Here is a 552-nt window from a genome sequence, read left to right on the forward strand (position 1 = left end):
ATCCCTTGCTCTTCTAAGGGCTGAATCAATTCTTGAATACCATTTAAGTCGTCCAAGGTGGCGGCTCTTACCTCATCATAACTTTCTGCGCTAACCATGGTACCAATACCATCTCGCGTAAATAGTTCTTCAAGAATCGCACCATCAGAGGCATAACTTAAAAGGTGAGTTCTCTTAACGCCAAGATCACAAGCACGTTGAGCTAATGCCAATAACCTTGCGTTATCATCGTCGCTTGTCGAAGAGACTAATGACTGTGCGACATCCGGGGTTATCTGTCTACAGGTTTCACCCGCCCCATCATCTATCGCTTTGTCGCTACCCAGCATAATGAGCTTTTCAGCATTTAGTGCCACGGCAATATCTGTTGCTAACTCTTCATAAGACAGATTAAAAATTTCACCGGTCACTGCGTAACCATGCCCTGTTTGAAGAACCAGTGCACCGCTTTTTAAGTGACCGTTAATACTTTCACTATCAACCTTACGCACTTTTCCGGTCCAGCCATAATCAATGCCGTTTAAGACCCCCATAGGCTTCGCCGAAATGAAA

The 552-nt window shown here is 44.7% G+C and carries 1 pseudogene; it reads right to left on the minus strand.

The window, feature by feature from the left end:
* Nucleotides 1–533, minus strand: a pseudogene (locus A3738_RS04910) (amino-acid N-acetyltransferase); the annotation flags it as partial.
* Nucleotides 534–552: the final 19 nt, after the last annotated feature.

Source organism: Oleiphilus sp. HI0066 (assembly GCF_001635725.1).